Source organism: Dehalococcoidales bacterium (genome assembly GCA_035529395.1).
Lineage (GTDB): Bacteria > Chloroflexota > Dehalococcoidia > Dehalococcoidales > Fen-1064 > DUES01.
The window spans coordinates 1-6,711 of record DATKWT010000070.1 but is presented as its reverse complement, the minus strand read 5'-3'; the positions used below and the strand labels follow the sequence as shown (position 1 = coordinate 6,711).

Here is a 6,711-nt window from a genome sequence, read left to right as displayed (position 1 = left end):
GTCCAGGAAGGAGCCTTCTGCGGAAGGGGGGAAAGATTATATCTGGGGGACACCGGCAGAATCTGGTTTCGGATTCTGCTAACGTCATTCTGTAAGAATGACGCCCAGACACCCCTGCCATAAGGGGGCGCCCCTCAGAAGAGGCGGAGCCTCTGGACTCCCCTTTTTCATCACCCTGTTAGACTCGATCCGGGATATGTGTTTGCCCCCTGGGTTCCAGCCTGCGCTGGAATGACAACGTGGATTGTAAAGCCATATACGAGACACTACACTAGCTGGTATTTCTGCAACTGAGTACCAGGCCGGAGCAGGCTGCTCTGAGTAACGTCCTGAACCCTGCTGATGCCCACGCATAACGTTCCTGCGCCCCACGTGTATGCACAGCGACCCGGTAGCATATCCCGCAGGGATAGGTGAAAGGCTGTCTTACCGCCGGCAGCGATTATTTCCGCCGGGTGATGATAAAGTCGGCCAGACCGTACAGTGATTGCCGGAACTCGTTATCCGGTAATTGGTCGAGTCGACGGCAGGCCCGGTTGCGGTACCTGGTGGCAATGTCAAAGCACTGGTCAATTATCGGCGAGTTGCGCACCATGTCTATTGCCCGCGCGATATATTCCCCACCACCCCGCTCCTGGAACATTTTCTTTATCGGGTTGTCTTCCGGATATTGTTCCAGCAGGAGCATCCCCGGGAGGGTAAGCGTGCCCTGGGTCAGGTCAGACCCCACCGGCTTGCCCATCTCCTCTTCACTGCTAATGAAGTCCAGGATATCATCCACAATCTGGAAGGCAATACCCAGGTTATTACCGTACTCCTGGAGGATCTGGATGGATTCCTCCGGTGCTCCAGCCAGGGCTGCCCCGGACTCCGTGGCCAGAACGAACAGCGAGGCCGTCTTGCCGGAAATCCTGTGAAAATAGTGTTCCTGCGTCTGCTCCAGATTAAAGGCACTACGAGCCTGGGCTACCTCGCCGCCCGTTATTATCATCAGGGTCTTTGAAAGGAGCTTGATGACACGGATGTTTTCTGTGGATGCCGTGAGCTCTCCGGCACGGGCGAAGAGGTAGTCGCCGAGCAGCACCGCCTGCTCCACACCCCACAGGGTGTTGATGGTGGGTCTGCCCCAGCGTACCGAGGAGTTGTCGATTGTGTCATCGTGCACCAGAGTAGCCAGGTGGGTCAACTCCACCGCCAGTGCCATCGGCATAAGGTGGTCACTGGAACCGTCAAAGAGTCGACCGGACAGCAGGACAAGGATTGGGCGAATCCTCTTGCCGCCGCCTTTCAGGCCATAATCCAGGAGCTCGAACAGACCGGGAGAGTCAACGTTTCTCGCTGACTTCAACCTCTCCTCTGCTTCGTTCAGGTATTCACGAATCGGTCTGCAAATCTCGTCTATCTCCAAGACTTCCCCCTTTGCTATGGACAGGCTACCCGGTTCCTGCTACTGTTCCGTACCTAACCGGCTGGTCTCTTCTTCCACGACCTTGTCATCCAGCTTGGTAAAGAGCGGCTCCGGCGATAGCAGCTTCTGCCCCGGCTCCGGCACGCCTGGTTTCCAGCCGTACTCCTCCACTCTGCCCTCGAACCCCAGCATCTCGTGCAGCTTCTGAGAGCTGAATGGCAGGAATGGGTACAGCATCGTCCGCAGGTACGAGAGCACGCAGAGGGCCACGTACAGTGAGTCAGCCGCTGCTTGCCGGTCCTCCTTGACGGCCTTCCACGGTGCTTTTTCGTCCAGGTAACGGTTTGCTTCGTGGGCCAGGGCCATGGCGACCCTGATTGCCTCCTTGAAGTGGCACCCGTAGAGCAGTGTATCCATGCGGTCAAGCGTGTCTTTTGCCATGTCAATGAGTTGCCGGCTCCGCTCATCCGGCGTACCGGGCGTCGGTACGCAGCCGTCGAAGTTGCGGTAGGTGATGGTGAGCACCCGGTGGACCAGGTTCCCGTAGGTGGCCACCAGTTCGTCATTATTACGGCGGACGAATTCCCGCCAGGAGAAATCGGTATCCGATGTCTCCGGCATGTTGATGGACAGCATGTAGCGCAGCGGGTCGGGGTCGTACCGCGACAGATAGTCCGGCAGCCAGATGGCCCAGTTTCGGCTGGTGGAGAACTTCCCACCCTCGATGGTGAGGAACTCGTTGGCCGGGACGTCATAGGGGAGGTTGAGACCATCATATCCCATCAGCAGCGCCGGCCAGATTATAGTGTGATAGGCAATATTGTCCTTGCCGATGAAGTAGTAGCTCTTCGTCGTCTCATCCTGCCAGAACCGGCGCCATTTCTCGGGGTCGCCCTGCAGTTTGGCCCACTCCTTGGTGGCGGAGAGGTAGCCCATGACGGCTTCGAACCACACGTAGATACGTTTCTCCTCGAAACCCTCTACCGGTACGGGTACTCCCCAGTCTATGTCACGGGTGAACGCCCGGTCTATCAGTCCCTCTTCCAGGAAGCGGGTGGTGAAGTTCAGGACATTCTGCCGCCAGTGGGTCTGCTGCCTGACCCATTCCAGCAGCCGGTCCCTGAAGTTAGACAGTCTCAGGTAGAACTGCTCCGAGTCCCGGTAGATGGGGCCGGTACCACAGACACGGCAGCGCGCATCGACAAGGTCCGGGGCGTCCAGCAGCTTGCCGCAGGCCTCACACTGGTCGCCGCGGGCGTTGGGCGACTGGCAGTGCGGACAGGTACCCTCGACATAGCGGTCGGGCAGGAAGCGGTGGCAGTTCGGGCAGTATGCCTGGGACACCGTCTGCTTGTACAGGTAGCCTTGCTCAAGGAGTCTCAGGAACATGTCCTGGGCTACTTCGGCGTGGTTCTCGGTACCGGTGGTGGTATACAGGTCGTAGGAGATGCCCAGTTTCTGCCAGCAATCCTGGTGTTCCTGCTGGTAGAACGCTGCTATCTCTTCCGGAGTCTTCCCTTCCTGTTCCGCTTTGATGGTCGTCGGTGTGCCATGACTGTCGGATCCGGAGACCATGACCACTTCATTCCCTTTGGTACGATGGTACCGGGCAAAGATGTCCGGGGGCAGATACGCCCCGGCAATCTGGCCCAGGTGCAACGAGCCATTGGCATAGGGCCAGGCAACGCAAATGAGTATTCTCTCACTCATAATCCGTCACTGAACCAGGTCTTGCGGGGTTATGTCCTGTGGTTCGGGCTCTACAGGGAAGAACGTCAGCACCCGTTCGTTCTTCTCCTGTCTGTACCTGGCGTAGCCCTTGTCCAGGCTGCAATTCACGCAATAACAGGATTTCTTGCCGCTCTCAACCTCGACTCCATTCTCCTCATCTATCAACAGATAGCGCTCCGCATACGGAATGGTGTTCCTGCAGCCGTCACACTGTACCTTCCCCAGGGATATACATCCTTGTCGCACCGGTTTATTCCTCCCTTGTCAGTCTCCCCTGTCTCTTTCGCACAACCTCAGACCAGCCTGAGCCAGGTGCGGTAAAGTTCTCTTCTCGATAGACCCGTCTCCCCGGCCACGGTGGCTACGGCCTCCCTGGCCGGCATACCGGAAAGACGCATGTCTCTTAGCTGACGCTCGATATCCTCGGTTATCTGCGGTCGGTCCTGTTCCCGTCTTCCCTCGATGACCAGGGTGAACTCACCCCTGGGTCCGGCGAAATGTGCCGCAGCCTGACTGACAGTACCACGGAACACCTCCTCGTGAATCTTGGTGAGTTCACGGCAGACGGCAATCCTGCGGTCACCGAGCACCTCTGCAATATCACTCAGGGACGCCGTCAGGCGGTGCGGGGCCTCGAAAATCACGATTGTAGCCGGGTCTCCGGCGATGCTTTCCAGCATGCGTCGCCGGGTATTTGCCCTGCTGGGCAGAAAGCCCAGACAGGTAAACCTTTCCGCGGATAGCCCGGAGACAGCCAGTGCCGCCGTTACCGCCGACGGCCCGGGGATTGGGACCACCGTGACGCCCTGAAGGTAGGCTGCCGTCACCAGCTCATAGCCGGGGTCGGATATGCCGGGCATTCCTGCCTCGGAGACGAGGGCAACGTCCCCTTCCTCGATGTGGCCCAGGATTTGGGTAAGCCTGGTACGCCCGCTGTGTTCATGAAAGCTCGTCAGCGGTGTCTTGATTTCGTACCTGTTAAGCAACCGCCTCGTCTTGCGGGTATCTTCGGCAGCGATAAGCTTCACTTCACGCAGGGTACGCAGAGCACGCAATGAGATATCCTCCAGATTGCCTATGGGAGTCGCCACAATATATAGGCTGGGCATTACCTTCCTCTTTCCCTCGGCTTAGTTATTATAACGCACCCTGCATTGGCCGTCCAGACAATGTACTCGTTCGGTTCATTAGTGACACCCCAGTACAGCCGATGCCGGCTGCCACACGAGAAGAGAACTTCCCCTTACCTCTCATTCTTCTGGAGAAAGGGGCGAATATACTTCTCCTCCCCGCAGGCTGGGGTCGTTGGGCAGTGACCACGACACCTCACTCTGTTGTGTCACCCTTCTGTCTGAACGATAGTAGACTGGCGTTTGGTTATGTGACCAGTAAGAAAACTACTCTTTACCTCTCATTCTTCACTCCGCGCGGTTCCGTTCGGAATGGCATCTCCCCATATGAACTTGCCCGGATAAGGATATGGTCCGGGGCAGGGGCGTCCCTTGACGGCAACCCCGTGTTCTGCTATCATTCGATTAAAAGGGGAAGGCATCATGACTGCTCCTCAGTTCAAGCAGCTACGCCGCTCCTACGGCTTCGACGAAGTTGCCCTGGTCCCCGGCGACGTAACCATCAACCCCGACCAGATAAACCCCGACTTCAAGATTGAAGACCACACCTTCAGTATCCCGATACTGGCGTCAGCGATGGATGCTGTCGTCGACGTTGATTTCGCCATCCTGATGAGCAAAATGGGTGGGCTGGCAGTCCTGCACCTGGAAGGGGTACAAACCCGCTATGAGAACCCTGCCGAGGTGCTGGCGGAGATTGCCGGAGCGCCCAACGACAAGGTTACCGCTCTCCTTCAGAAGATATACTCCGCACCGATAAAGGAGAACCTGGTTGGGGACCGGGTACGGGCAATCAAGAAGGGTGGCGGGGTATGTGCTGCCTCCGTAGTGCCGACGAATACGAAAAAATTTGCCCCTCTGGTTGTCGAAGCCGGGGGTGATATTCTGGTGGTCCAGTCTACCGTGACCACCGCTCGCCACATCTCCAAGAGCCTGCGGGGTCTTATCTTCCCCGAACTCATCGAAACGCTACCGATACCGGTAGTTGTCGGTAACTGCGTTAGCTATGGCGCCTGCCTTGACCTGATGAGGACAGGCGTCCACGGCGTTCTCATTGGCGTCGGGCCGGGTGCAGCCTGTACCAGTCGAGAGGTGCTCGGCATGGGAGTTCCCCAGATAACGGCGACGATTGACTGCGCAGCCGCCAGGGAGCAGTACTTCAAGGAGTCGGGGCGCTACGTGCCCATAGTCACCGATGGCGGTTTCCGCAAGGGCGGCGATGTATGTAAAGCCCTGGCTGCCGGGGCCGACGCCGTAATGGTAGGCTCCGTTTTCGCTCAGGCCAGGGAGGCACCGGGGCATGGTTACCACTGGGGCATGTCGCATCCGCACCCGGCACTGCCGCGCGGGACCCGTATCAAGGTCGGCACCACGGCCCCCCTGGAGCAGATACTCTTCGGTCCCACTTCTGTAACTGACGGCAGTCAGAACCTGGTGGGGGCAATCCGCACGGCGATGGGGTTCTGCGGTGCATCAACCATCAGGGAGATGCAGCAGGCAGAGATGGTGATTGCCCCGTCAATTACGACCGAAGGCAAGTCCTGGCAGATGGCGCAGCAGTAGGCATTCCTGCACAGATGCGGGAAAGGCTGCCGCTCTTCTAGTTGTACTCTTCCCCGATGGAAGGTGGGGACCACCCTTTTCTCGTTTCGCCACCCTTTTTCCATCGAAAGTCACATTTCCCGTGGCCTTCGGCCAAGGTCATTGACCTGGCAAATCCCCAACCGATTGTTCTGTGGGTAATAAAGTCAAGGTAGCAGTAGAAAGGCAGAAACGAGTCTGCCCCGTGGGCGTGATAGAGCTTCTGAGTGCCGCACTCCAGGAAATCGCGGCCATAGTCGAACTCTACACCATCCCCTTCAACAAACTCCCACACCCAGTCTCCAGCATAGCAGTGGTCTTGAGACTTCCGCGCCTGCTCTTTTTCCTGGGCTATGTACTCCGCGCTCAACTCCTTGAAGGTGGAAGGAGGTAACTGGCTCACACTCGCGACAACCGCATCATAGACAATCTTGCCAGTTTCTCTTGCCGTCTTACCCCGTACCTTCATAGCTTTGTAGAGAGCCAGGCTCGTGGTTGACCGGACAAGGTGGCGGGTCATAGGATTCCCGTCACCGCCAATATACGCAATTTCGGGAATCAGAGCTTCATGTTGCTCGCGGGCTTCTCTCAGGACCGTATTGGTGAACTCGTCACCGTAGTGATTGGCAAGGAATGGCCTCCACGCGTTCGCATGAGTGTCAAATAGTGACAGGATTCCCGACTTCCGAGATAGATAGTATTGCCTGCCTTCCTGTTCATTCATGTCGTCCGTACCAAGAGAAGACCTCTCTGTGCTGGGCGACCTATCCGGATGGCGTGTCAGCCGGCGTGAGCTAGGTGGTTGGCTGCGGGCTTGTTGCGTTGCGTCTAGCCTTCACCACCGGACTACTCGTCGTCGTC

At 57.7% G+C, this 6,711-nt stretch carries 6 protein-coding genes; 1 reads left to right on the top strand and 5 read right to left on the bottom strand.

From position 1 onward, the window contains the following. Nucleotides 1-442: 442 nt before the first annotated feature. From VMW13_04525 to rsmI, 4 genes are read right to left on the bottom strand one after another with little or no spacing between them, the layout of a single operon-like run. Complete coding sequence (locus tag VMW13_04525; protein HUV44079.1) at nucleotides 443-1,408, bottom strand: polyprenyl synthetase family protein; 966 nt, start codon at nucleotides 1,406-1,408, stop codon at nucleotides 443-445. Nucleotides 1,409-1,447: 39 nt separating this feature from the next. After that, entirely contained in the window at nucleotides 1,448-3,118 is a 1,671-nt protein-coding gene (gene metG, locus VMW13_04520; protein ID HUV44078.1) for a methionine--tRNA ligase, read from the bottom strand. A gap of 6 nt (nucleotides 3,119-3,124) precedes the next feature. Beyond that, the gene (locus VMW13_04515) at nucleotides 3,125-3,385 is read right to left on the bottom strand and encodes a hypothetical protein (GenBank protein ID HUV44077.1); all 261 of its coding nucleotides are present in this window, start codon (nucleotides 3,383-3,385) and stop codon (nucleotides 3,125-3,127) included. Between the two features lie 47 nt (nucleotides 3,386-3,432). Beyond that, entirely contained in the window at nucleotides 3,433-4,248 is an 816-nt protein-coding gene (rsmI, locus tag VMW13_04510; protein ID HUV44076.1) for a 16S rRNA (cytidine(1402)-2'-O)-methyltransferase, read from the bottom strand. A gap of 444 nt (nucleotides 4,249-4,692) precedes the next feature. Here rsmI and VMW13_04505 point away from each other — a divergent pair, with 444 nt between their 5' ends. Next, nucleotides 4,693-5,832: a GuaB3 family IMP dehydrogenase-related protein gene (locus tag VMW13_04505; GenBank protein HUV44075.1), complete on the top strand. Its 1,140-nt coding sequence runs from the start codon at nucleotides 4,693-4,695 to the stop codon at nucleotides 5,830-5,832. Between the two features lie 37 nt (nucleotides 5,833-5,869). Here VMW13_04505 and VMW13_04500 read toward each other — a convergent pair whose 3' ends face one another. Further along, nucleotides 5,870-6,574 carry an L-2-amino-thiazoline-4-carboxylic acid hydrolase gene (locus tag VMW13_04500; GenBank protein HUV44074.1) on the bottom strand — a complete coding sequence of 235 codons (705 nt, stop codon included), beginning with the start codon at nucleotides 6,572-6,574 and terminating at the stop codon, nucleotides 5,870-5,872. Nucleotides 6,575-6,711 lie beyond the last annotated feature (137 nt).

What these genes read in the sequence shown, in the direction of transcription:
- VMW13_04500 (HUV44074.1), bottom strand. Translation starts at nt 6,574, where the DNA reads ATGAATGAACAGGAAGGCAGGCAATACTATCTATCTCGGAAGTCGGGA.
- VMW13_04505 (HUV44075.1), top strand. Translation starts at nt 4,693, where the DNA reads ATGACTGCTCCTCAGTTCAAGCAGCTACGCCGCTCCTACGGCTTCGAC.
- rsmI (HUV44076.1), bottom strand. Translation starts at nt 4,248, where the DNA reads ATGCCCAGCCTATATATTGTGGCGACTCCCATAGGCAATCTGGAGGAT.
- metG (HUV44078.1), bottom strand. Translation starts at nt 3,118, where the DNA reads ATGAGTGAGAGAATACTCATTTGCGTTGCCTGGCCCTATGCCAATGGC.